Raw genomic sequence first — 23,577 nt, 5'->3', positions numbered from 1 at the left:
GTATTCTATTACCTAAATTGCGGGATCACACTTATGCCAGATAATATCAGAGGAAGGATCACCCCTTCTCCGCCGCCTGCTTTTCAACGCGCGACAGGCAAACCTTTTACAGGCGCCTGGTGGTGGAATGCTCCGCGAACTGCAATGGAAAATCCCCTCGAAAAACCACTGACCCGCGATTTCTGTCAGCGCCAGCAGTCTGCGCTTGCCTTAATCCACCGGCTTCCGCGCTGCCTGCGCGCGCCGCTCCAACAGCGTTATCATTTTTTACTGGCAACCAAAGGCGTGCGTGCCGCCTTTCATTTCCTGATGACGGTGTTCATGCAACGCCTGTGGCCGCGCATTCAGCGGGTAAATGCACGCCATCACTATTGCCGGCAGACCTCGCAAAAGCTACTTAGTACGGAGGAAGCATTTAACCGCCTGCCCGATCTGAATGACCAAAAGCTCAAACGTCTGGCGAACCAGCTGGCAACACATTTCCAGGATGCGTATGAACATCACTGTAATGAATGGCTGAGAAACTCGCCGGAAAACCCGGACATCCTACTCAGTGATCGCCTGCAAAGCGAAATTTATAGCCATCTGGCGGCAATGGCCCGCGCCTGTCGCGTAACCCCGCTGTACTGGCGCGCCTTTCAAAAAGGGCGGATGACCGCGCACACCGCCGTTGCCAGTATTTCCCGGCTGGTCAGGGGGGAATGGTGGGAGAAGCAACTACGTGCGCAGCAGCGTCTGTGGCGGGAGTCACTGATGATCGCCTGCGGTTATGTAAGCCGGGCGACGTCACCTTATGCCAGTAAAAATGCCATCCGGGACGTCGCCTCCCGCCGTTTATCCGCACTGAATTATCTCAGGCAATGCGATATAGAGAACGTCGGATCCGGGGAAAGGCTGAGCCTGCTGAGCACCGTTTTGGCCAGCGTGTCGAATCCTAAACTTCGCCGTATGGAGTTAATGACGCTCATTGCCGGAGTCGAAGATGTGGCTGACCTGCAACAGGATCGCGGACTGTTCATCACCCTGACCACGCCGTCAAAATATCATCCGCTGAGAACGACCGGCGCGCATTCAGCCCCGCTGTTTAATCAAAAATGGAATACTCACGCATTTACCCCGAAAGATGCCCAGCGCTATCTGGTCGCCGTCTGGGCGAAAATCCGCACCACGTTAAAAGATCGTCACCTCAAAGTGTACGGTGTCCGGGTCGTTGAGCCGCATCACGACGGTACGCCACACTGGCACATGATGCTGTTTACGCCGCCGGCGCAGCAACAAAAAGTCATCGAGATTATGCGCAAATACGCGCTGGAAGAAGATGCGGACGAACCCGGCGCCGCTGAGTCACGCTTCAATTGCAAGCCACTCAACCGCGGAGGTGCAGCCGGATACATCGCCAAATATGTGGCGAAAAATATCGACGGTTATGCGCTGGAAGGAGAAACCGATTTTGATTCCGGGCGTCTGCTGACTGATGTCGCCACCGCGGTTACGGCCTGGGCATCCACATGGCGGATCCCACAGTTTCACGCCATCGGCATTCCCTCGGTCGGCGCTTACCGCGAATGCCGTCGAATCCGCAATGTCAGCCTCGCCGGTCAGTTTGGTGAACGGGTCGAAGCCGTGCGCTTCGCGGCTGATAACGGCGATTACGCTGGCTACATTCAGGCGCAGGGCGGCATTCATATCAGGCGCAAAGCGCAAACGGTCCGGGTCGCACGTCAGCTGAGTGAAGAGCTCAATGCCTACGATGAACCCCGGCAAAAAGTTGTCGGGATATATGCTCCGCATCTCGGTGCATCGCGGATATTTCTGACGCATACCGAAAGCTGGCGCATCGTCCGTCACCGGCTGCCGCCTCAGGAAAAATCGCTGAAAAACGCTGCCTTTTACCCGCCTTGGAGTTCTGGCAATAACTGTGGAACCGCAATCCGTCGTCGGGACATGGGAATCATTCAAAAACCAGACTAATAAAAATTAATCCATCAATTCAATGAATTATAAATTTTAAAATGCCCGGAGTGTTGACGTATTAGATCAATTAAAGAATACTGTATATAAACACAGTATCTGGCGAGGGGAGAAAATGGAAAACCTGACTAAACAAGAGCTAACGTTGTCCAGGATACAGCTGATCGCGGACATTTCGCAGACGGCGCAATGTAATCCACAAGAATTTCTTGTCGTAATGTCTCTGATTTCAGAGCTGGCCAGCCAGGCGCTGACCGAGGAACATCACGATGCGCTCTATTACAATGGCAGCACTGACGACGCCCACTGATCGCCAGATATGACCGGCGGTGTTAGTCAACGTACCCGGCGCTTACCCTTCCCAGCTCAGGCCGGACTAAGCGCCCCGCCATTTCCCCTGTTTTCCCCTTTCCTGTTGTGCCAATAGTTTCACAACCCTCCCTGATTGCCGCTTTCCTCCCTCTTGCGCAGACTGAAATCACCTCCTGACGATTTCATTCATTTTGCGGAGAACCCCAATGAAATTTTATGCACAACAAGGCGATACCCTCGATTCACTGTGCTGGCGCTATTACGGCCGAACCGCAGTGGTGGTCGAAAAAGTCTTTGCGGCCAATAAAGGCGTTGCAGATTTAGGTCCGCTGCTTCCCCACGGGACAGCGATTGAAATGCCCGATATTGCCGAACAACCGGTTCAGGAAACCCTCAAATTATGGGACTGAATACAGAACGCATCAGCTCCGCCTGCGCATACTTCATCGCCACATCACTCACCTGGCTGGCGGGTATGACGTCGCAGGATATTGCCTTTCTGATCGGCTCGGCGGTCGGCATCGGCACTTTTTTAATTAACTGGTACTACCGGCGTAAAAGCTACCAGCTGCTGGCGCGTAAGGGCCTGAGCAAAGACATCTATGAAAACCTCAACTCTTAAGCGTTGCAGCGCCGCCGTGGTGTTAGGGCTGATGACCGCGCTGCCTGGGTATTTGTCATTGCAGGTTTCGGAGGACGGACTTCGCCTTATCACCGATTTCGAAGGCTGTCAGTTGCAACCCTATCAGTGCAGTGCGGGCGTGTGGACCAGCGGTATCGGCCATACGGCGGGAGTCAAACCGGCGGGCGCCATAACCGAACAACAGGCGGCGAAAAATCTGCTTGAGGATATTCAGAAAACTGAACGGGGGATCAAAAAATGTATGCCCGTGACCATGCCGCAGCCGGTCTATGACGCAGTGGTCTCTTTCAGCTTCAACGTCGGCGCCACCGCCGCCTGCAAATCCACGCTGGCGTACTTCATCAATAAACAGCAATGGCGGGAAGCCTGCGGGCAGTTACCGCGCTGGGTTTTCGTCAACGGTGAACGTAGCAACGGGCTTGAGCGCAGGCGTAACGCCGAACTGAATCTGTGTCTGAAGGGGGTGTAGATGCGCTGGATTCTGGCTCTTCTCGCGGTATTAACGCTGCTGACCGGCGTCCTGCTGCTTTCCAACCGCTCGCTGCAACACGATTTAACCCTCACTGGCCAGCAGCGGGATGCCCTGAAAGCGCAGCTGCAACAACGTGAAACGCTGATCGCCACACTTAACCAGCAGATGCGCCAGCGGGAACGAGCAGAGCTGGTTTTACGTGAAAATCTGAGCACCGCTCAACGGGCGATGCAAACCCGCGAACATCAACGGCAGGGAGAACTTCATGACGATCCGCAATTGCGTGTTTGGGCTGACACCGCTTTGCCTGCTGCTGTTAGCCGGCTGCACCAGCGCCCCGCATTCAACAGCACCGGCGATTATTTACGTTGGCTGTCCGGCAGTCAGCCCGTGCCCGGTACCGTCCGCGCAACCGGCAACTAACGGGGATCTGAGCGCCGATATTCTCCAACTCGAATCTGCGCTGCTCAACTGCGGCCTGCAGGTGGAAGCCATCAAAACGTGTCAGGAGGCACAGCATGCAAAAACCGAATCAACTGCAACAACGGCTGATTGAGCAGATCCCACTGTTTCAGTTTGCCCCTGAAAAACTGGTACTCATCACGGGTCAGGGCTATGTGGTGGCCACCGCGACGGCTTCTTTATCCTTTGAATATCGCTACCCGCTGACGCTGACCATCACGGACGACGACGCGCCGCTCAGTGAACAACTGGTCGATCAGGTGGTGGTGACGATCCTCGGCTGGCTGCGGGTCAACCAGCCCGAGATCCTCGGTAACGCCAGCCACCGGCTGAGCGATTTTACCTTCACTCAGCAGGAGCACAGCCTGACCTTGACGCTGCAACTGACTGAACGAGTGCAGGTCGCCGATCAGGATGACGTGCGTACGATTACGCATTTATCCGAGCCGCCGCTGCCGGAGAACGTCGCGCTGCCGCGCCAGGTTTACCTCAACGGAGAACTGATCAGCAGCTGGACCGTGTAACCCGCTGACATTCGTTGTGCCATCCGTTAACGGGCGGTCTTCGATTGTCGCCCAACCCTCTGAAACGGCATCCTTTATCCCATGAATACACATCTTCAACTCAACGAAATCATGCGGCTGATTGGCAATCTGGTACGCATCGGAACGGTATCCGAACTGGATCTGCCAAACGCGCGCTGCCGCGTCACTACCGGCAGTAACGTCACGGCCTGGCTGCCGTGGATGACGCACCGTGCAGGCCGCACGCGCAGCTGGTGGGCACCTTCGCCCGGCGAACAGGTTCTGCTGCTGTCGCTCGGCGGTGAGCTGAACACCGCGTTCGTCTTACCGGCGGTGTTTTCTGATGCCATGCCTGCGCCGTCAGTGTCGGCAGATGCTATTCATCTGGCCTTCCCGGACGGAGCGGTTATTGAATACGAGCCGTCCGGTAGTGCGCTGAAAGTCACTGGCATCAAAACCGCCGTGGTCAACGCCACACAAAAAGTGGACGTCACCGCACCGGAAATCCGTTGCACCGCCAGCACGCGTATCACCCTTGATACCCCGGAAGTAGTCTGCACCCGCAAACTGACGGCCGGAACGCTGGAAGTGAAACAGGGCGGCACGCTGACAGGCAATCTCACCCACAGCGGCGGCAGTCTGACATCTAACGGCATCGTTGTGCATACGCATCGCCACAGCGGCGTGCAAACCGGCAACGGCCAAACCGGAGTTCCGCAATGAGTAATCCGAAATACACAGGCATGGCCAGAGACAGCGGCAAGGCGATTGAAGACCTCGAGCATATCAGGCAGTCGGTCAGCGATATTTTGAACACGCCGGTGGGTTCCCGTGTGATGCGCCGCAACTACGGTTCGTTACTTTCAGAACTGACTGACCAGCCGCAAAACGGCGCACTGCGCCTGCAAATGATGGCGATTTGCTACACCGCGCTGCTGCAATGGGAACCGCGTATTTCTCTGAACGCTATCACTTTCGACACCGATTACACCGGCAAGATGGTGGTGGAACTGACCGGAAGCCGTAGCGATACGGCGACGGATTTTTCTCTCAATATTCCTGTGAGCTGACACTATGGCAACGATCGATTTGAGCCAGTTACCGGCCCCCGATGTGGTCGAGGAACTGGACTATGAAAACCTGTTTGAGGAACGTAAAAGTACGCTGATTTCACTCTATCCCGCTGACCAGCAGGAAGCCATCAGCCGTACGTTGACGCTGGAATCCGAACCGCTGGTCAAATTGCTGCAGGAGAATGCTTACCGCGAACTGATCCTGCGTCAGCGGATCAACGAATCTGCCCGCGCCGTCATGGTGGCCTATGCAACCGGAAACGATCTGGATCAGCTGGCCGCGAACTTCAACGTCAAGCGTCTGGTGCTCCGGGCCGCTGACAACGCCACCATTCCACCGACCGCCGCCGTGATGGAAGCCGACACCGATTTGCGTATGCGCATTCCACAGGCCTTCGAAGGACTGAGCGTCGCAGGTCCGACAGGCGCCTATGAGTATCATGCGCGTTCGGCGGACGGACGGGTGGCGGATGCCTCAGCAATCAGCCCCTCTCCCGCGGAAGTAACCGTCACGATTTTATCCCGTGATAACAATGGCTCGGCATCTTCTGACTTGTTGCTCACTGTCGAAAAAGCGCTGAATGACGAAGACGTTCGCCCGGTCGCCGATCGTGTCACCGTTCAGGCAGCGGAGATTGTTCCGTATCAGATAGAGGCGGTTCTTTACGTCTTACCCACCCCAGAAATCGAACCAGTACGTGCGGCTTCAGAAGCTCAGCTTAAAACTTATATCAACACGCAAGGCCGCTTAGGGCGCGATATCAGACTGTCCGCCATTTATGCAGCCTTACATGTTGAAGGGGTTCAACGCGTGGAGTTGTCTGCTCCGCAGGCCGACATCGTTTTGGATAAAACACAGGCGTCACTCTGTACTGCGTATTCGCTGACTGTCGGAGGATCCGATGAATGATCGGCTGCTGCCTTCGGGGTCAACGCAGCTGGAAGTTGCGGCTGCGCAGGCGTTAGCGCAAATAGGCCGTCTCAAAGTTCCTCTGCGCGAACTCTGGGATCCGCAGACTTGCCCTCTGACATTATTGCCCTATCTCGCCTGGGCATTCTCTGTCGACCGCTGGGATGAAAACTGGACTGAATCCGCGAAACGTTCTGCCGTGCGCGCCGCCTGGTTTGTGCATAAACATAAAGGCACAGTTGGCGCATTACGGCGGGTAGTGGAACCCCTCGGTTATTTAATCCGTATCACCGAATGGTGGCAGACCCACGATATTCCCGGCACTTTTCGGCTCGATGTGGGCGTGCTTGAAACGGGTATTACTGAAGAGATGTATCTTGAGCTTGAGCGTCTGATTGCTGATGCCAAACCCTGTAGCCGCCATTTGATCGGCCTCTCAATCAATCTGGACGTCACCGGTGATTTTTATATTGCCGCAGCCGCCTACGACGGCGAAGAGCTGACCGTTTATCCCTATATCCCTGAAACCATTACTGCGTCCGGTGCTGGATTTACCGGTTCAGCAATCCATTTAATCGACAACCTGAGAGTAAATTATGACAGCTAAATACTATGCCCTGCTGACCAATCTGGGCGCAGCAAAACTGGCCAACGCCACGGCACTCGGAACGCAACTCAGCCTGACTCAAATGGCGCTAGGCGATGGCGGTGGTGTATTACCCACCCCCGATCCCGCACAAACAAAATTAATTGGTGAGAAACGACGGGCAGCACTTAATTCGCTGAGTGTTGATCCGGAAAATACCAATCAGATTATTGCCGAGCAAATCATACCCGAGGATCAGGGAGGATTCTGGATCCGGGAAATTGGGTTATTTGATCAGGACAATACGCTGATTGCCATCGCCAATTGCCCGGAAACGTATAAACCACAACTCCAGGAGGGGAGCGGCAGAACACAAACCGTCCGTATGATTTTAGTGGTAAACAGCACCGAGGCTGTCACGCTAAAAATTGATCCTTCAGTGGTGCTGGCAACGCGAAAATATGTCGATGATAAAGTGATTGAAGTAAAAGCCTACGCAGACGATCTGATGGCGAAGCATGTGGCGGCAGCAAATCCACATCCACAATACGATCTGCCGGTGGGCATTCCCCTTCCCTGGCCTACAGCAACCGCGCCAGCAGGCTGGTTAAAATGTAATGGCGCCGCGTTTGATAAAGCAAAATATCCAAAACTCGCGCTAGCCTATCCATCTGGCTTATTACCTGATTTGCGTGGGGAGTTTATACGTGGCTGGGATGATGGACGCGGAATCGATTCGGGACGTAGTCTTTTATCGTTTCAAGAAGGTACGATCGTTTCTGGATTTGATGATAATGACTCAGGTGATATTAGCTCTCTCAGCTCCCCAGATTATGGTTTTGGAGATCCGTTGACGTCAGCACAATGGGCTCAAATAAAGGGTAAAACATGGATATCTGGCTCTACGACAGCCAAGCGATATGAATGGTGGGCTTATGTTTCCGCTCGCCCTCGTAACGTTGCGTTTAATTATATAGTCAGAGCTGCGTAAAATATTTTCAATAATAATTGAATTTGAATCATCACCTTACAAAGTATAGAAACCTAAAAATACTAAGCCCTCTTTGAGGGCTTTTTTATTATCTACCCCCCCGTCTGTTGTGCCACCGCCCCCACGCCCCTGATCGAATGCGCTTTTTGTTGTGAACCGGCATCCTTGCTTCACCCCCCACAACAGAGAGAGTCACCCTGATGGCTGATTATCACCACGGCGTTCGTGTCGTCGAAATCAATGATGGCACCCGCGTTATTTCCACTGTTTCAACTGCAATTATCGGCATGGTATGTACCGCAGAAGATGCGGATGCCACCACGTTTCCGCTCAACACACCGGTCCTGATTACCGACGTTTTGGCTGCCAGCGGTAAGGCGGGTAAAACCGGGACACTGCGTGCGGCACTGCTGGCTATCGCGGATCAATGCAAGCCCGTCACCGTGGTCGTGCGTGTTGCGACCGGCGCGGATGAAGACGCCACCACCAGCAATATTATTGGCGGTTCGGATGCCAACGGTCGTTATACCGGCATGAAAGCCCTGCTTTCTGCGCAGGCAGAATTAGGCGTGAAGCCTCGTATCCTGGGCGTTCCGGGCCTGGATAATCAGGCTGTCGCCACCGCACTGGCGGGTGTATGTCAGCAGCTGCGTGCCTTCGGCTATATCAGCGCTTACGGCGCAAAAACGCTTTCCGATGCAATCAAATACCGCGACAACTTCAGCCAGCGTGAACTGATGCTGATATGGCCGGATTTTGTGAACTGGAATACGGCTACCAGCCAGTCTGATATTGCTTACGCCACTGCACGCGCTTTGGGTCTGCGCGCCAAAATCGACCAGGAAACCGGCTGGCATAAAACCCTGTCAAACGTCGGCGTGAACGGCGTGACCGGTCTTTCCGCCAGCGTATTCTGGGATTTACAGGCGAGCGGCACCGATGCTGACCTGCTAAACGAAGCCGGTGTGACGACGCTGGTGCGCAAAGACGGCTTCCGCTTCTGGGGCAACCGTACCTGCAGCGACGATTCACTGTTCATCTTCGAAAACTACACCCGCACCGCTCAGGTGCTGGCCGATACCATGGCGGAAGCACACATGTGGGCGGTCGATAAACCCATGACCCCGTCGCTGGTGCGCGACATGATCGACGGCATCAAAGCCAAAATGCGCGAAATGAAATCAGCGGGTTACATCATTGATGGCGATTGCTGGTACGACGAAACCGCTAACACCGCGGAAACCCTGAAGGCTGGCAAGCTGTATATCGATTATGACTACACGCCGGTTCCGCCTCTGGAAGATCTGACCCTGCGCCAGCGTATCACCGACTCTTATCTGGTGAACTTTGCCGCGTCCATCAACAGCTAAGGAGAAAATGACTCATGGCACTTCCTAAAAAATTGAAATACCTGAACCTGTTTAACGACGGTAACAGCTACCTCGGCCTTGTCTCTTCCCTGACCCTGCCGAAACTCACCCGCAAGCTGGAAAACTATCGCGGCGGCGGCATGAGCGGTTCGGTCGCGGTGGATTTCGGTCTCGACGACGATGCGCTGACGCTGGAATGGTCGATCGGCGGTCTGGACGAACTGGTTCTGCAACAGTGGGGCAGCGTCTCCGATATTCCTCTGCGTTTTGCCGGTTCCCTGCAGCGTGACGATACCGGTGATGTGTCAGCGGTTGAAGTGATGATGCGTGGCCGTCACAAAGAGTTTGATTTTGGTGAGTACAAGCAAGGTGAAGACACTGAAACCAAAGTCACCACCCAGTGCACTTACTTCAAACTGACTATCGACGGCAAAGAGCTGATTGAGATCGATACCGTCAATATGGTGGAAATCGTCAACGGCGTTGACCGCCTGGCTGAACACCGCACCGCACTCGGCCTGTAATTCCCTTCCCTGAGCCGGCAAATGTTGCCGGCTTCACTTTCGTTTAAACAGGAAACCCTATGAGCCAGATTGAAAACAACGACAACACCGTGATTCTTGATGTTCCGCTCAAACGCGGCGATATGGAAATCACAGAAATTCAGGTGACCAAACCGACGGCGGGCAGCCTGCGCGGTATCGGGCTGGCGGCGCTGGCGAACGCCGACGTCGATGCGCTGATCACCATTTTGCCGCGCATCACTTCTCCCAATCTCACCAAAGAAGAATGCACACGCCTCGAGCTGCCTGACCTGATTGCGCTGGCGGGCAAGGTGATTGGTTTTTTATCACCGAAACCGGCGGCGTAAAGATCGCGCCCCGGCTCACCGTGGATGATCTGATGGCAGACATCGCGGTGATCTTCCACTGGCCGCCGTCCGAAATGGACGGCATGTCGCTCACCGATCTGTTGAGCTGGCGATATAAGGCATTGCAACGCAGCGGAGTCAAAACAGATGAGTAATGTCGAACAGTTACCCTCGACGCTGGGAAACATCAATAAGCAGCTAAAAGCGCTGAAAGCCGCGACGGAAAATGTCTGGCGAAATTTCACAATGCTGCCGGAAAAGACGTTATACAGCGTCATTTCAGATGATATCAGCGATGTCGCTTTGGACTTCCAGGCGCTGGAGAAACAATCACGAGTGATGGAGGACTTCTCCGACGCGCAATCTAAGCTGATAACCGAAGGGCCGGGCGCATTCCTCCGCCAGCATTCTGTTGATCAACAAAGCCATGATCTTCGCGGTCAGGGCGTGAATACTGAACGACCTGCCATCCTTATCGGGCCACAAACCAGAGACATTAGCGGGCAAACGACACCCCGGCAGGAAAACACTGAGGCAAACAAAAACGCGGGCATCGAAGCGATTAACTTTGCTCATCCCCAACTGGAACGGGCAAAAGAATTCCTCAAGCCTGGCGCCGGGCTACAGGCCGCACTCTCTGAAGTCCAGTCGATGCTCGGCCTGAAAAATAACGATCCGCGTATGGCGGCGTTGCGTCAGCAAAGTATGTCGATGGCAGCGTCTGGCCACGCGCCTTCTGAGGTTGTAGACACGCAGAAGAAACTCGCCGGAGAAGGGCTGGATGCCAGTCAGGTTCTGGCGCAGACACCGGCTCAGCTCAACGGCGATACGCCGGACGCACAAATGGCCGTGACGGTGAAAGGTGACAACCTCGACGGCGATATCATCAAACTGTTTGCGACATGGGAAACCCTGCGCATCAATCTGTTTGAAGGGCAAAGCTCGGCGCTACGCGAACTGACGCAAACCGCCACCGGCTGGCTGACCACGCTCAATACCTGGATAACCGATAATCCACAACTGGTGAATTCCCTGCTCGGCCTTGCTTTAGGGATTACCGGCATTGTCGGTGCACTGAGTTCAGTGAGTGCCGCCATCGCGCCGGTGCTGAGCGGCATCAATATGCTGATGGCCGGAACCGGAGTACTCGGCCCCCTCTTCACCAGCACCGGCGGCATGATTGCAGCCGCTTTTGCAGCCATCGGGTTGCCGCTGTTGCCGGTCATCGCCCTGATTGCCGGTATTGGCATCGCCATCGTAAAACTTTGGGAGCCGATCAGTGCTTTTGTCAGCGGTTTAGTCGCGGGTTTCAGTTCTGTCATAGGGCCGATCACCCTCACATTCGCACCTTTCAAAGCTGCGCTCGGGTGGATAACTGATTTGTTTACGCCGATTAAATTTACGCAGGATCAGCTGGCGGGATTTAGCAACGTTGGCAAACTGGTTGGGGAAGCCATCGGAGAAATTTTCGTGACGCTGACGAATGCCGTCTCTCAAATCGGGGAAGTCTTTAACTGGGCGCGTAAAGGCGTCGATTCCGTTCTGAATATTTTCAGCAGTGATTCCGATGAACCGGCTGAGAACCTGAGTGCGCCAGCGGCTTTTGCGCCGAATATTTCGCCGACAGGCGGAACGCTCAGCCTGTACCAGCCTGCTAAAAACAGCGTTGCCAATAATCTGACCGATAACCGGGCAACGACCATGAATTTCAGTTTTACCGCCACGCCTGAAACAGACTATCCGAAAATTCAGGGCTTTATTAACCAGGCAATGAATGAGCGTGACAGGAATGACGAGAATGCGCTGCACAGCCAGTTCAGTAACGGAGGCTTCTACTCATGATGATGTCGCTGGGTTTATTTGTATTCAAACTGAGCACTCTCCCCTATCAGACCACCAATCATCAGGTGAATTACACCTGGGCGGAAAACGCCCGTTTCGGCCAGCGGGCGGTTTCGCAATTTCTCGGACCGGGCAAGGAAACGTTGAAGCTGACGGGACAACTCCTGCCGGAACTGACCGGCGGCATGCGCTATCTGCAAACCCTGCAAAGCATGGCGGATTCAGGCCGGGCGTGGCCGCTGATTGAAGGCAACGGCACTATTCATGGCATGTTTGTCATTGAGAGCCTGACGAATGACAACGGCGAATTCAATTCAAACGGGCAGGCGCGAAGTATTTCTTTCAGCGTCATTCTTAAACGGGTGGATGAATCTCAGGCCGCCATGTTTGGTGACCTGATGGCGCAGGCTGAAGGTTTGTATAACAAGGCCAGTTCGGCAATTGGTAATTTTATTACCGGAGGATAACGATGCTTACCGATCTTCAGTTACCCGCTGGCGCACGGATCGCGCCGGCTTTTACCCTGAAAATTAAAAATAAGGTGCTGGAACAGAGTGTTACAGACCGCATCATCAGTCTCACCGTCAATGACAAGAGCGGATTCGCGGCAGATGATCTGACGCTCAAATTCGACGATGCCGACGGACAACTGCAAATGCCCGCCAGAGGCACTCTTCTGCATTTGCATATCGGGTGGTCGAAACAGGCTTTGTACGACTGCGGGTACTTCATTGTGGATACCGTGACCCATCAGGGATCACCAGATATTGTGATCATCACCGCCCGCAGTGCCGATTTTCGTGGGACATTCGAGACGAAACGCAGCCAGTCTTATGATGACTACACGCTGGGTGCGATCGTAAGGATCCTCTCAGCGCGCAATAATCTCTCTTTGCCGGTTATCGCGCCGGAGCTCGACAACATTAAGATCCCGCACATCGATCAGACCGATGAGAATGACGGATATTTCCTCACCCGGCTGGCACAAAACTTCGGCGCGCAGGCCACGGTGAAAAATGGCGCTATTATTTTTTTTAAACCTTATTCGGCAAGGAGTGCTTCCGGGCAAGCGCTGCCGTGGAAAACGCTGGTGCGCAGCGACGGCGATGAGCATGTTTTCAAGGTGATTGATCAGAAGGCCTTTAGCGGCGTGATTGCCCAGTCTTATGATGTGAAAGCGGCGGCTACCAGCAGTGTAGCCCTGAAAAGAATACCGCCAGCAAACTCCACCTCGCAAAAGCAACATCCGGCAGCAACCAAAGCGGCGGGTACTGCGTCTTCTGAGACAGCGCCCCCCCTAAAAAGTTATACAGCCGGGTCCGGGGCAAATGTCCTCAAACTCCAAAAAATATATCCCGATGAAGCGTCCGCGAGGCGCGCGGCGGATTCTGCTTTTAATCAGATCCAGGCGGATTCAGCATCATTTAGCATCAGACTGGCAATGGGCCGTGCCGATCTCAGCGCTCAGACACCGCTGAATGTGCAGGGTTTTAAACATGTGATCGACGACCAGCGCTGGATTATCGACTCGGTTGAACATAGCCTCAATGAAAAAGGGTTTACCACAAAGTTGAATTTGAAGATTTACGTGGCGGATATCACGTATCAGTCATCAATATCACAACCATAAACTTGCTTTTGCAAGTTTATGGTTCCATAATGACCTCATCGCTTACCTGTCATGCCGGAGGTTTTTATGATGCATTGCCCGCTTTGTGGAAAAGTCGCCCACACACGCTCAAGCCGATATCTGAGTGAGTCTACCAAAGAACGGTATCATCAGTGCCAGAACATCGAGTGTAGCTGCACCTTTGCCACACACGAATCCGTCGCTCGCGTCATTTCAAAACCTGGGAGCGAAAAATCAGCGGCGTAGTCAAATTAGGGTCATTCAGAGATAAAAAAAGGGGTTAGCCATTGGCTAACCCCTTGTTCTCTATTAACTAGTCGATGTCGCGTTAGCGATACCTTAGTTAAGACGCTCTTTGATACGAGCAGACTTACCAGTACGCTCACGCAGGTAGTACAGTTTAGCTTTACGAACGGCACCACGACGTTTAACAGCAATGCTGTCGATTACTGGGGAGTGAGTCTGGAATACACGCTCAACACCTTCGCCGTTAGAAATTTTGCGAACAGTGAATGCAGAGTGCAGACCGCGGTTACGAATAGCGATAACCACGCCCTCGAATGCCTGCAGACGCTTTTTAGAACCTTCAACGACCCATACCTTAACTTCCACGGAATCACCCGGACGGAATGCAGGTACGTCTTGCTTCATCTGCTCTTGTTCGATCTGTTTAATGATATTGCTCATAATATGTCTCTTACCCTAGGTAAACTGATATATCGGGAAGGCTTAGCAAAGTGCTCAAGCGGTCCCTCATAGTTTTGTTAACTGAGTCGATGTTCCTTTTGGAACTCTCTCAGTAACACCTCTTGCTCGTCAGTCAGAGCTAGGTTTTCCAGAAGTTCAGGTCTTCTAAGCCAGGTTCGACCCAGCGACTGTTTCAGGCGCCAGCGACGTATATCAGCGTGGTTTCCCGACAGTAAAACTGACGGTACCTCCATGCCTTCTAACACTTCAGGGCGGGTATAGTGGGGGCAATCGAGCAATCCGTCAGCGAAAGAATCTTCTTCTGCTGAAGCCTGACGACCCAGAACGCCCGGTATAAAGCGGGAAACTGAATCAATCAGAGTCATTGCCGGCAACTCACCACCGCTGAGAACATAATCACCAATTGACCATTCTTCATCAATTTCGGTTTTGATTACGCGCTCATCAATCCCTTCGTAACGGCCACACACCAGAATAATTTTCTGATGGGCCGCCAGTTCGCAAACACCGGTTTGATCCAGTTTGCGACCCTGAGGTGAAAGATAAATCACTTTCACACCTTCGCCTGCCGCTGCTTTTGCTGCATGAATCGCTTCCCGTAAAGGTTGCACCATCATCAGCATGCCGGGACCACCGCCGTAAGGGCGCTCGTCCACGGTACGATGTCGATCGTATGCGAAGTCACGAGGACTCCAGCAGTTTACGCTCAACAGGCCATTCTTAACTGCCCGGCCAGTTACCCCGTAATCGGTGATTGCGCGGAACATTTCAGGAAACAGGCTAATTATACCGATCCACATAGCCTACCCCTTACAAATGCTTTGCCGCTCAACCCGCCGTTGTTTACATCAGTAAACGTTACGGAGGTCAAAAACCAGGATCCCAATCTACTTCGACAGTGCGAGTAGCGAGATCGACTTTCTTGATAACCTGCCCATCGAGGAACGGAATCAACCGCTCCTTGAGTCCGAAGGCATCTTTCAGGTTGGCTTTGACTACCATTACATCGTTAGAACCGGTTTCCATCATATCGATGATTTTGCCCAGTTCGTAACCGGAAGTTGTCACTACCTGGCAACCAAAAAGGTCTTTCCAGTAATAGTCACCGTCTTCCAGTGTTGGTAGCTGCTTTGAATCGACGACAATTTCGCAATTGGTCAGCAGATTCGCTGCATCCCGATCATCAACGCCTTTGACTTTGATAATCAGGTCCTGAGTGTGGCGTTTCCAGCCTTCCAGCTCGATAACCTGCCACTTACCGGCACGCTGGATAAACCAGGGCTGGTATTCGAAGATGCTTTCAGCGTCTTCGGTGGATGAAAACACTCTGAGCCAACCGCGAATGCCGTATGTTGAACCCATTTTGCCGAGTACTAACGGCTCAGCGGGTACCACTGGATTGGATTGCTTGCTCATTGCCACCACCGCGACAGATTAAGCTGCTTTCTTAGCGTCTTTGATCAGCGAAGAAACGCGATCAGAAACGGTTGCACCCAGATCTACCCAATGGGTAATACGATCCAGGTCCAGACGCAGTGCTTCAGCCTGGCCAGAAGCCAATGGGTTGAAGAAACCTACGCGTTCGATGAAACGACCGTCACGAGCGTTGCGGCTGTCGGTCACTACTACTTGATAAAACGGACGCTTTTTTGCGCCGCCACGTGCTAAACGAATTGTTACCATAACATCCTCTTTAGTTAATAAAACAACCAGACCCCATCGGGGAACGGGGTCTGGTTGCAATATAAAAAGCCCCAAAATTTTACTCATTTTGGCGCAAAAAGCAATCGAAAGCGTAGATTGCCTCCGTCGCTATTTGCCTGAGTACGTTTGGGGCCGTTTATGTGGCTGATAAATAGCCAGTCTTGTCGATTAGCGGCCTGGGAAACCCGGAGGCATCATACCTTTCATGCCACGCATCATTTTCGCCATACCGCCATTCTTCATTTTCTTCATCATGCGCTGCATATCGTCAAACTGCTTGAGTAAGCGGTTAACGTCCTGCACCTGCATGCCGGAACCCATCGCAATACGACGCTTACGGGACCCTTTAATAATTTCTGGCTTAGCGCGCTCTTTCATCGTCATCGAATTGATGATCGCTTCCATACGCACCAGCACTTTATCGTCCATCTGAGATTTGACGTTGTCCGGCAACTGCCCGACGCCCGGCAATTTGCTCATCATGTTCGCCATACCACCCATGTTGCGCATTTGCTTGAGCTGATCGAGGAAGTCGGTCAGGTCGAAGCCGTCGCCTTTTTTGAGCTTGCTGGCCAATTTCTCAGCCTGCGCGCGGTCGACTTTACTCTCAATATCTTCGATAAGTGAGAGAACGTCACCCATGCCCAAAATACGCGAAGCGATACGATCCGGGTGGAACGGCTCCAGAGCATCGGTTTTTTCACCCATACCGAGGAATTTGATCGGTTTGCCCGTGATATGGCGAATCGACAGCGCAGCACCACCGCGGGCGTCACCGTCGACTTTCGTCAGGATCACACCCGTCAGCGGCAACGCTTCGTTAAAGGCTTTCGCGGTATTTGCGGCATCCTGACCGGTCATGGCATCGACAACAAACAGCGTTTCAACCGGATTAATCGCGGCGTGAACCTGTTTGATCTCGTCCATCATCGCTTCGTCGACGTGTAAACGGCCGGCGGTATCGACGATCAGAACGTCATAAAATTTCAGTTTGGCTTGCTGAAGGGCGCGGCGAACGATATCAACCGGCTTTTCCTGAGCATCCGACGGGAAAAAATCCACTTCAACTTGCTGTGCCAGCGTTTCCAGCTGTTTGATCGCCGCAGGGCGATAAACGTCGGCAGACACCACCAGCACTTTTTTCTTTTTCTTTTCTTTCAGGAATTTCGCCAGTTTACCGACGCTGGTGGTTTTACCCGCACCTTGTAAACCCGCCATCAGCACGACGGCCGGTGGCTGTGCCGCTAAATTGAGCTCGGTGTTCGCCTCGCCCATCGCGTTTTCCAGTTCTTTCTGGACAATTTTGACGAATTCCTGACCCGGTGTAAGGCTCTTATTGACCTCAACGCCAACGGCGCTCTCTTTCACCCGGTTAATGAAGTCGCGGACGACCGGCAGCGCAACGTCTGCTTCCAGCAACGCCATGCGGACTTCACGCAATGTCTCTTTGATATTTTCTTCGGTCAGCCGCCCGCGGCCGCTGATATTGCGCAGTGTGCGCGACAATCGATCGCTTAAATTCTCAAACATCGTCTCTTGCTCAACGTAATGACAGGCCGCTTTTGCGACGTAATTGCGGGATTATAACACGAAGCGTTGACGATCTCTGCTTTGGCGTCTCAGATAGGTTGGAGCGTGACGCGGGTAACGTTATACTGCGGTTCTCATTCACTTTTCGATGCTACTGAAACGCTATGTCAGTTTTTGCTCTCGTCGCCATGTTGGCCTATCTGTTCAGCCTTGCACTGATCATTCCGAGCATTATTCGGAAGAACAGCGCATATCGGCGTCTGGCACTGATTTCCGTGGTGGTGGCGCTGGTATGTCATGCCGTTGCGTTGCAGCAGCGCATCTTTGACGTCAGCACCGGCCAGAATCTGAGTCTGGTCAATATCGGCTCGGTGGTGAGTTTAATCATTGGTACGGTCATGACGATTGTCGCCTCGCGCAATCGTGGCTGGTTCGTTCTGCCGATCGTCTACAGTTTTTCTCTGATCAATCTGGCCTTTGTGACATTTCTGCCGGGCGAATTCATTACGCATCTTGAGGAAAGTAAAGGCTTGCTGGTTCACATCGGCCTGGCGTTGTTCTCATATGCAACACTGATGATTGCCGCACTTTACGCACTGCAGCTGGCGTGGCTCGATTATCAGCTGAAGAACAAACGTCTCACCTTTACTGCCGATATGCCGCCACTGATGAGCATCGAGCGTAAACTTTTTCACATCACCCAGATCGGTGTCATTTTACTCACGCTGACGCTGTGCACCGGTTTGCTGTATCTGAACAATTTGTTCAGCCCGGAGAATATCGACAAGGCCGTCTTATCGATACTGGCATGGTTCGTTTATATCGTCCTGCTGTGGGGTCATTATCACGAAGGGTGGCGTGGCCGCCGCGTGGTATGGTTCAGCATGGCTGGCGCCATTCTCCTGACTCTCGCCTATTTTGGCAGTCGCCTGATCCAGCAAATCATGGTTCATCAATAATAAGGAATTCCCGTTGGAGCACGTCTCGACAACAACCCTGATCATCATATTGATCATCATGGTGGTGGTTTCGGCTTATTTCTCAGCCTCCGAAACCGGTATGATGACACTCAACCGTTACCGGTTACGTCACCTGGCCAAGCAGGGTAACCGCGGCGCACGTCGCGTCGAAAAGCTGTTAAAACGCCCGGATCAACTGATTAGTCTGGTGCTCATCGGCAACAATTTGGTCAACATCCTTGCTTCCGCTCTGGCAACAATTGTGGGCATTCGTCTTTACGGCGATGCCGGTGTGGCAATTGCGACCGGCGTGCTGACTTTCGTGGTACTGCTGTTTGCCGAAGTCCTGCCGAAAACCTTCGCGGCACTGAACCCGGAACGCATCGCTTTCCCGAGCAGTATTTTGTTGCGCCCGCTGCAAACCATCATGATGCCCTTAGTGTGGATCCTAAACAGCCTCTCGCGTCTGCTGATGAGAATGTGCGGTATTAAAACCACCACCAGCCTCAGCGATGCGATGAGCAAAGAAGAGTTGCGGACTATCGTGAATGAATCGCGCTCGCAAATCTCCCGCCGTAATCAGGACATGCTGCTTTCAGTGCTCGACCTTGAGAAGGTGACGGTCGATGACATCATGGTGCCGCGCAATGACATCGTCGGTATCGATATCAACGATGACTGGAAGTCCATCATCCGCCAGCTAACGCATTCACCGCATGGTCGTATTGTGCTTTACCGTGACTCACTCGATGACGCAATAGGCATGCTGCGCCTGCGAGAAGCGTATCGTCTCATGACGGAGAAAAAAGAGTTCACTAAAGAGAACCTGCTGCGCGCCGCCGATGAGATTTACTACATCCCTGAAGGCACGCCGTTGAATATTCAGCTGGTCAAATTCCAGCGCAATAAGAAGAAAGCCGGAATTGTGGTCGATGAGTACGGCGATATACAGGGGTTGGTGACAGTCGAGGATATCCTCGAGGAAATCGTCGGTGATTTTACCACGTCGATGTCACCTACCCTGGCCGAAGAGGTGACGCCTCAAAGCGATGGTTCCGTTGTAATTGAAGGCAGTGCGAACGTTCGTGAACTGAACAAAGCCTTTAACTGGAATCTGCCTTCTGACGGGCCACGGACTATGAATGGCATGCTACTGGAAGTGCTGGAAGAGATCCCAGTCATCGGCACAAACTTGCGGATTAAGAATTATGAAGTCGAAATTCTGGATGTGCAGGAGAACATGATCAAACAGGTTCAGGTTCGCCCTCTCCAACCCTTACAAAGCACCGTAAATCAGCGCTAGCCGCAAGAGTTGCAGACATAAAAAAGACGCGAAATTCGCGTCTTTTTTTACGTCTGCCCAATGAACTAGATGTGCAATTCAGACAGTTTTTCTTTTGGCAGAGCCAAATCGTCGTTACGGTTCACGACAACATCGTGATCGACAATGTGCTGCGCGATTTCCTGCGCTTCTTTCAGGGAATGCATCTCGAAGGTACCGCACTGATATTCATTCAGCTCAGGGATCTGACTTTGTTCTTTCACTTTCAGAACATCTTCCATCGCCGCTTTCCAGGAATCCGCGACCAACTGCTCTTCCGGCACACCGATCAGGCTCATGTAGAAGCCGGTACGGCAACCCATCGGAGAAATATCGATGATCTCGACGCCGTTTCCGTTCAGGTGATTACGCATAAAGCCTGCGAACAGGTGCTCCAGCGTATGAATACCACGCTCTGGCATCACTTCAATATTCGGGCGGCAGAAGCGCAGATCGAACACAGTGATGGTGTCCCCGTGTGGGGTTTTCATGGTTTTTGCGACGCGAACAGCAGGTGCTGCCATACGGGTATGGTCTACGGTAAAGCTATCCAACAGTGGCATATCGTCACCTCTCCTAAATAAATTAAATTTTTTTACGAACTCAGGAAACCTTTTCCCAGCACGCGGGTCTTAATTAGTGAAAGACGCGCATTTGTTATCATCATCCCTGTAAACAGAGATGTTTATTTGGCCACATTAATTGTGGCCTTTTTCTTTTCTACTCTTCGGTACCGCCTGCGTGAGCAGCCAGATAGTCTTCTAAGCTTAGCGTGTCACCGGCTTCCATGTCGCGCTGACGCTGCCATGACCCATCCTGTTCTGCCAGCAATGCACTTTCATCCAATACTTCCAGCGGTTCGCTGACCAGCATCTGACGATATTTCTCGGCCAGTTCCAGCCCTAAATTACCCACGCCCTGCTGTTTCAGTGCTTTCAGGATACGCGCGGAGTAAGTCAGCTCCGGATCATCAAACGCCGCAACCAGTTCCTTACAAACGTCCTGATACAGATGATCGCCATTCTGACTGTCCATCACCTGTGCCACGCGGTTCAAATCAGCGAACAAATCTTTGCCAACCTGATCCAGCGGTTTGCGTTCGTCATAACAACCGATGCCAATCGTCTGACCCGGCTTACGCCCTTCGAGGATCACGCGGTTCCAGTTCTGGCGAGTACAACGCAGCTCATCGCTGTTCATCTCAGGTGCGTCAGCTAAGGCACACCATACCAAAAACAGATCGAGGAAACGCGCCTGCGTCGCATCAATCCCCACAGGGGAGAATGGATTGACGTCCAGCGATCGCACCTCAATGTATTCAATCCCACCACGCAGCAGCGCCTCAGAAGGCGTTTCACCTGATTTAGTCACGCGCTTAGGACGAATTGGCGCATAAAGCTCGTTCTCAATCTGTAACACATTGGTGTTCAGTTGCAGATATTTCCCGTCTTTCTTCACTCCCATCTCGGCATATTCTGCCGATGGCGTACGGATCGCCCTTTTAACGCCTTTGACGTAAGTTTCAAGATCGTTAAAGGTGATATCCAGGTTGCTCTGCGATTTATTGGTGTAACCCAAATCACTCAGACGCAGCGACGTCGCATACGGGAGATAACACATCCCGCCTTCGGTATATTCGAAAGGCAGATCCGTTTTACGTCCTTTCAGGAATGACGAACAGATCGCAGGCGACGCGCCAAACAGATACGGGATCACCCAGCCAAAACGGTAATAGTTGCGGATCAGCTTAAAGTAACCCGCTGAAATCGCTTCTTTGCCGCTTTCCGCATCCGTAACGCCCAGACGCTCTTGCCAGAATGTCAACGGCAGTGAGAAATTGTAATGGATGCCGGAAATGACCTGCATCAGCGCGCCATAACGGTTCTTCAGCCCTTCGCGATACAGCGTTTTCATGCGCCCGACGTTAGACGAACCGTACTGCGCCAGTTCGATGTCCTGTCCGGATTCGATAAAGCACGGCATGCTGAATGGCCACATGCGCTCTTCACCGAGGTCCCGGGCAACGTGACGATGAATGTCACGCAAAAACGCCATCAGATGCTCGATGTTGTCATCGACGGGTGTAATAAATTCTAATAAGGCTTCAGCAAAATCGGTGGTGATCCAGCGATGCGTCAACGCCGCACCTAAGGATTCCGGATGTCCGGTTGTCGCCAATGAACCATCGGGATTAACACGCAGCGTTTCACGCTCAATACCGCGACGAATACCTTTAAGTGCCTGAGGATGCGCTTCCAGCCAGGAAAGCGCCTGTGATACATCCGGGATCAAATTGACCTCCCGCTCTGTGAAATCATTGATTTGCAAGCATAGTGAGTCTGCATAGATGTGACCATAATTGATGACTGATGCCAATCTAACCGAACCATGAAAGCCCCTGTAGCGTTACCACAGTAATAAGAACGTAACGCACCGCTTTTCCAATAAACATGAAAAAGACCACCGGACCCCACGGCATTCGCAGCCAACCTGCTAAAACGCATAACACATCGCCAATCACCGGTAGCCAGCTCAGCAATAAAGCGGCCGGTCCGAAGCGCTTCAGCCAGCCTTGTGCAACATGTAACCCACGCTGAGGCTTTAGCTGCGGCAGAAAGCGGCCGATGATGACGTTGGTTATGCCACCTAAGGTATTGCCAACAGAAGCGGACAAAACCAGTGCCGCTGGCATTGCACTGCCAGCTGACAATAAAGCCACTAATAAAACTTCTGAATTGCCGGGTAACAACGTGGCACTTAAAAAGCTGCTGCCGAATAAGGAAGCCAGCGCCACAGCGCTACTCACAGCGTACGCACGTCCACAAAAGCCATATTGGCGCGTCTGGCCGCCTCAATACCAAAATCTGCATCTTCAAAGACGACGCATTTCTCGGGAGGCACGCCGATGAGCTCAGCGCAACGCAAAAAGGTATCTGGTGCGGGTTTATGGTTCTGCACATCATTAGCGCCGACAATCGCATCAAAGCAATCGCGCAGGCCTAAGTGACGCAGCAGAGCATCCGCCATCCAGTGTTCACTGCCCGTGCCTACCGCCATCGGACGGCGACCGTGATACGCCTTGACGACATCAATCAACGGCAACGGACGTACCGTGTCCAGCAACATTTCCTGCACCGCAGCGGTTTTCTCAGCGGCAAGAATATGCGGATCCATTTCGACATTATTACTGTCGATTACAAACTTGGCGATGCGCCAGGTCGGAGAACCATTCAGAGCAACCATGGATTCGACATCAAAATGCATGCTGTATTTGGTTAATACCTGATGCCATGCCTTACGGTGAGTCGGCTCGGTATCCAATATGGTGCCATCCATATCAAATATTAGCCCTTCGTATTGATCGTACATCGAATGCTCCATGCTCACGAAAAAAACTGGAAAACTACTTTATCGCAAAGTCTGGCGAAAGTCGCATTTTGTCCGTTCACAGAGCACATCCGAACACGTCTGAAAAATCAGGAAAATGAAGAGAGAAAGGCGCAGATGAAATGCAGAAAGCAAAAAACCCGCCGAAGCGGGTTTCTCTAATATGGTGCACCCAGGAAGATTACTCGGCTAATGCCTCGCCCTGCGGGTCGTTGCTAAAGCAACGTTATCTTCCTTCGTGCTATCTGCATGTTGAGTGCAATATAAAATTTTATCATCGCTTCAACATACACAAAAGATGGTGCACCCAG

At 52.7% G+C, this 23,577-nt stretch carries 32 protein-coding genes; 23 read left to right on the top strand and 9 right to left on the bottom strand.

The features are described from left to right. Window positions 1-144: 144 nt before the first annotated feature. The 21 genes from TU92_RS21745 (at window position 145) to TU92_RS21645 (ending at window position 13,903) form a co-directional block, all read left to right on the top strand. Window positions 145-1,971, top strand: a complete 1,827-nt coding sequence (locus TU92_RS21745; protein WP_244207800.1) for a replication endonuclease — start codon at window positions 145-147, stop codon at window positions 1,969-1,971. Window positions 1,972-2,086: 115 nt separating this feature from the next. Beyond that, window positions 2,087-2,281 (top strand): hypothetical protein, encoded by a 195-nt coding sequence (locus tag TU92_RS21740; RefSeq protein WP_112169408.1) that lies wholly within the window; start codon window positions 2,087-2,089, stop codon window positions 2,279-2,281. Window positions 2,282-2,489: 208 nt separating this feature from the next. Next, complete coding sequence (locus TU92_RS21735; protein ID WP_112169406.1) at window positions 2,490-2,693, top strand: tail protein X; 204 nt, start codon at window positions 2,490-2,492, stop codon at window positions 2,691-2,693. Next, window positions 2,684-2,905 (top strand): HP1 family phage holin, encoded by a 222-nt coding sequence (locus tag TU92_RS21730; protein WP_112169404.1) that lies wholly within the window; start codon window positions 2,684-2,686, stop codon window positions 2,903-2,905. Before TU92_RS21735 ends, TU92_RS21730 begins: the two co-directional genes overlap by 10 nt. Continuing rightward, the gene (locus TU92_RS21725) at window positions 2,886-3,395 is read left to right on the top strand and encodes a lysozyme (protein ID WP_112169402.1); all 510 of its coding nucleotides are present in this window, start codon (window positions 2,886-2,888) and stop codon (window positions 3,393-3,395) included. The genes TU92_RS21730 and TU92_RS21725 overlap by 20 nt, the downstream gene beginning before the upstream one ends. Continuing rightward, on the top strand, window positions 3,396-3,821 hold the full coding sequence (gene lysB / locus TU92_RS21720; protein ID WP_112169400.1) for an Rz-like lysis system protein LysB: 426 nt from the start codon (window positions 3,396-3,398) through the stop codon (window positions 3,819-3,821). Further along, window positions 3,706-3,954: an Rz1-like lysis system protein LysC gene (gene lysC, locus TU92_RS22530; protein ID WP_244207802.1), complete on the top strand. Its 249-nt coding sequence runs from the start codon at window positions 3,706-3,708 to the stop codon at window positions 3,952-3,954. Before lysB ends, lysC begins: the two co-directional genes overlap by 116 nt. Further along, window positions 3,917-4,384 (top strand): phage tail protein, encoded by a 468-nt coding sequence (locus tag TU92_RS21710; RefSeq protein WP_112169398.1) that lies wholly within the window; start codon window positions 3,917-3,919, stop codon window positions 4,382-4,384. Before lysC ends, TU92_RS21710 begins: the two co-directional genes overlap by 38 nt. Before the next feature lie 81 nt (window positions 4,385-4,465). Further along, entirely contained in the window at window positions 4,466-5,107 is a 642-nt protein-coding gene (locus tag TU92_RS21705) for a phage baseplate assembly protein V (protein ID WP_112169396.1), read from the top strand. Then, on the top strand, window positions 5,104-5,454 hold the full coding sequence (locus tag TU92_RS21700) for a GPW/gp25 family protein (protein ID WP_112169394.1): 351 nt from the start codon (window positions 5,104-5,106) through the stop codon (window positions 5,452-5,454). Before TU92_RS21705 ends, TU92_RS21700 begins: the two co-directional genes overlap by 4 nt. 4 nt (window positions 5,455-5,458) lie before the next feature. Continuing rightward, window positions 5,459-6,367, top strand: a complete 909-nt coding sequence (locus TU92_RS21695; RefSeq protein ID WP_112169392.1) for a baseplate assembly protein — start codon at window positions 5,459-5,461, stop codon at window positions 6,365-6,367. Next, window positions 6,360-6,974, top strand: coding sequence for a phage tail protein I (locus tag TU92_RS21690; protein WP_112169390.1), 615 nt, complete (start codon window positions 6,360-6,362; stop codon window positions 6,972-6,974). The genes TU92_RS21695 and TU92_RS21690 overlap by 8 nt, the downstream gene beginning before the upstream one ends. Next, window positions 6,964-7,944: a phage tail protein gene (locus tag TU92_RS21685; RefSeq protein WP_112169388.1), complete on the top strand. Its 981-nt coding sequence runs from the start codon at window positions 6,964-6,966 to the stop codon at window positions 7,942-7,944. The genes TU92_RS21690 and TU92_RS21685 overlap by 11 nt, the downstream gene beginning before the upstream one ends. A gap of 200 nt (window positions 7,945-8,144) precedes the next feature. Continuing rightward, the gene (locus tag TU92_RS21680; protein ID WP_112169386.1) at window positions 8,145-9,314 is read left to right on the top strand and encodes a phage tail sheath protein; all 1,170 of its coding nucleotides are present in this window, start codon (window positions 8,145-8,147) and stop codon (window positions 9,312-9,314) included. Window positions 9,315-9,328: 14 nt separating this feature from the next. Beyond that, window positions 9,329-9,838 carry a phage major tail tube protein gene (locus TU92_RS21675; protein WP_112169384.1) on the top strand — a complete coding sequence of 170 codons (510 nt, stop codon included), beginning with the start codon at window positions 9,329-9,331 and terminating at the stop codon, window positions 9,836-9,838. Window positions 9,839-9,897: 59 nt separating this feature from the next. Further along, window positions 9,898-10,185, top strand: coding sequence for a phage tail assembly protein (locus TU92_RS21670; RefSeq protein WP_112169382.1), 288 nt, complete (start codon window positions 9,898-9,900; stop codon window positions 10,183-10,185). 20 nt (window positions 10,186-10,205) lie between these two features. Beyond that, complete coding sequence (locus TU92_RS21665; RefSeq protein WP_056772768.1) at window positions 10,206-10,340, top strand: GpE family phage tail protein; 135 nt, start codon at window positions 10,206-10,208, stop codon at window positions 10,338-10,340. Beyond that, window positions 10,333-12,027 carry a phage tail tape measure protein gene (locus TU92_RS21660; protein WP_112169380.1) on the top strand — a complete coding sequence of 565 codons (1,695 nt, stop codon included), beginning with the start codon at window positions 10,333-10,335 and terminating at the stop codon, window positions 12,025-12,027. Before TU92_RS21665 ends, TU92_RS21660 begins: the two co-directional genes overlap by 8 nt. Next, window positions 12,024-12,494: a phage tail protein gene (locus tag TU92_RS21655; RefSeq protein ID WP_112169378.1), complete on the top strand. Its 471-nt coding sequence runs from the start codon at window positions 12,024-12,026 to the stop codon at window positions 12,492-12,494. Before TU92_RS21660 ends, TU92_RS21655 begins: the two co-directional genes overlap by 4 nt. 2 nt (window positions 12,495-12,496) lie before the next feature. Further along, window positions 12,497-13,657 (top strand): contractile injection system protein, VgrG/Pvc8 family, encoded by a 1,161-nt coding sequence (locus tag TU92_RS21650; RefSeq protein WP_112169376.1) that lies wholly within the window; start codon window positions 12,497-12,499, stop codon window positions 13,655-13,657. A gap of 66 nt (window positions 13,658-13,723) precedes the next feature. After that, window positions 13,724-13,903: an ogr/Delta-like zinc finger family protein gene (locus TU92_RS21645; protein ID WP_112169374.1), complete on the top strand. Its 180-nt coding sequence runs from the start codon at window positions 13,724-13,726 to the stop codon at window positions 13,901-13,903. 93 nt (window positions 13,904-13,996) lie between these two features. On the opposite strand, the gene rplS is transcribed toward TU92_RS21645, so the two are convergent. The 5 genes from rplS to ffh form a co-directional block, all read right to left on the bottom strand. Beyond that, window positions 13,997-14,344 (bottom strand): 50S ribosomal protein L19, encoded by a 348-nt coding sequence (gene rplS, locus TU92_RS21640; protein ID WP_056772777.1) that lies wholly within the window; start codon window positions 14,342-14,344, stop codon window positions 13,997-13,999. 77 nt (window positions 14,345-14,421) lie between these two features. Then, window positions 14,422-15,165: a tRNA (guanosine(37)-N1)-methyltransferase TrmD gene (gene trmD / locus TU92_RS21635; protein ID WP_056772780.1), complete on the bottom strand. Its 744-nt coding sequence runs from the start codon at window positions 15,163-15,165 to the stop codon at window positions 14,422-14,424. A 67-nt stretch (window positions 15,166-15,232) separates the two neighbouring features. Beyond that, window positions 15,233-15,781, bottom strand: a complete 549-nt coding sequence (rimM, locus tag TU92_RS21630) for a ribosome maturation factor RimM (protein WP_112169372.1) — start codon at window positions 15,779-15,781, stop codon at window positions 15,233-15,235. A gap of 18 nt (window positions 15,782-15,799) precedes the next feature. Next, entirely contained in the window at window positions 15,800-16,048 is a 249-nt protein-coding gene (rpsP, locus tag TU92_RS21625; RefSeq protein ID WP_104924471.1) for a 30S ribosomal protein S16, read from the bottom strand. A 189-nt stretch (window positions 16,049-16,237) separates the two neighbouring features. Continuing rightward, on the bottom strand, window positions 16,238-17,599 hold the full coding sequence (ffh, locus tag TU92_RS21620; protein WP_112169370.1) for a signal recognition particle protein: 1,362 nt from the start codon (window positions 17,597-17,599) through the stop codon (window positions 16,238-16,240). 164 nt (window positions 17,600-17,763) lie between these two features. On the opposite strand from ffh, the gene TU92_RS21615 reads away from it, so the two are divergent. Together TU92_RS21615 and TU92_RS21610 are read left to right on the top strand one after the other, a co-directional pair. Continuing rightward, window positions 17,764-18,558 (top strand): cytochrome C assembly family protein, encoded by a 795-nt coding sequence (locus TU92_RS21615; RefSeq protein WP_112169368.1) that lies wholly within the window; start codon window positions 17,764-17,766, stop codon window positions 18,556-18,558. Window positions 18,559-18,571: 13 nt separating this feature from the next. Beyond that, complete coding sequence (locus TU92_RS21610) at window positions 18,572-19,861, top strand: HlyC/CorC family transporter (RefSeq protein WP_112169366.1); 1,290 nt, start codon at window positions 18,572-18,574, stop codon at window positions 19,859-19,861. A gap of 65 nt (window positions 19,862-19,926) precedes the next feature. Here the strand turns inward: TU92_RS21610 and luxS are convergent, their stop codons facing one another. From luxS to yqaB, 4 genes are all read right to left on the bottom strand, one after another. Then, the gene (gene luxS, locus TU92_RS21605; protein ID WP_112169364.1) at window positions 19,927-20,442 is read right to left on the bottom strand and encodes an S-ribosylhomocysteine lyase; all 516 of its coding nucleotides are present in this window, start codon (window positions 20,440-20,442) and stop codon (window positions 19,927-19,929) included. Between the two features lie 157 nt (window positions 20,443-20,599). Then, the gene (gene gshA / locus TU92_RS21600) at window positions 20,600-22,171 is read right to left on the bottom strand and encodes a glutamate--cysteine ligase (RefSeq protein ID WP_112169362.1); all 1,572 of its coding nucleotides are present in this window, start codon (window positions 22,169-22,171) and stop codon (window positions 20,600-20,602) included. 85 nt (window positions 22,172-22,256) lie between these two features. Further along, complete coding sequence (locus TU92_RS21595; protein ID WP_112169360.1) at window positions 22,257-22,685, bottom strand: YqaA family protein; 429 nt, start codon at window positions 22,683-22,685, stop codon at window positions 22,257-22,259. Further along, window positions 22,682-23,248: a fructose-1-phosphate/6-phosphogluconate phosphatase gene (gene yqaB, locus TU92_RS21590; protein ID WP_112169358.1), complete on the bottom strand. Its 567-nt coding sequence runs from the start codon at window positions 23,246-23,248 to the stop codon at window positions 22,682-22,684. The genes TU92_RS21595 and yqaB overlap by 4 nt, the downstream gene beginning before the upstream one ends. Window positions 23,249-23,577: the final 329 nt, after the last annotated feature.

It is taken from the genome of Rahnella inusitata (assembly GCF_003263515.1).
In the GTDB taxonomy this organism is placed as follows: domain Bacteria; phylum Pseudomonadota; class Gammaproteobacteria; order Enterobacterales; family Enterobacteriaceae; genus Rahnella; species Rahnella inusitata.
This window is presented reverse-complemented; position numbering and strand designations above follow the sequence as displayed.